Origin of the sequence: Shewanella sp. Isolate7 (genome assembly GCF_022398425.1) — a bacterium.
GTDB lineage: Bacteria > Pseudomonadota > Gammaproteobacteria > Enterobacterales > Shewanellaceae > Shewanella.
Map to the genome: position 1 here is coordinate 1 of NZ_JAKEVJ010000202.1, position 579 is coordinate 579.

A 579-nucleotide genomic window follows, 5' to 3' on the forward strand; every position below is an offset into this window, starting at 1 on the left:
ATGGATATCCTGCTATTGATAGCCTTGCTGGTGCAATTGGTATTTTGGTGGGTGGGACTCTTTGGTGAAGCGAAGCAATTGCAACGACATTTCCAGGCCAATACGGTGAAGAAACGTAATGTGTTATCGATAGTGCGGATGGGAAAAGAGCTGATGCGACGACGAGACAGATACCCAATGTCAGCCGATGACCTACTCCATGCTGCCAGGAAGCTGGCTGAATTATCACTCATTTACGGCTGCTGGGGGGATGAATTATGAGGGGATCCTACAGCGCTCCACGGCGACGTCCTGTCGCCGAGGGCCAAAATCGTGTTTACACTGGGCATCTAAGGAAGATGCGAATAAGTCCCTGATGTGAGATCATAGCTACATAGTAAATCACAGCCATTACCGCCCATGAGCCAACAGTTAACTTTTGCCGATAGTGAGTTTTCCAGCAAGCGCCGCCAGACCCGTAAAGAGATTTTCTTATCTCGGATGGACAACCTATTACCATGGACTCAACTGCTGGAAGTGATTGAGCCCTTTTATCCAAAAGCGGGCAATGGTCGTCGTCCCTATCCACTGGAAACGATG

General features: G+C 49.1%; 2 pseudogenes. Both read left to right on the forward strand.

Annotation, left to right across the window (positions count from 1 at the left end):
- A pseudogene (locus tag L1D47_RS21010) lies at positions 1-261 on the forward strand (IS4 family transposase); the annotation flags it as partial.
- Positions 262-399: 138 nt separating this feature from the next.
- Positions 400-579 (forward strand): annotated as a pseudogene (locus tag L1D47_RS21015) (IS5/IS1182 family transposase); the annotation flags it as partial.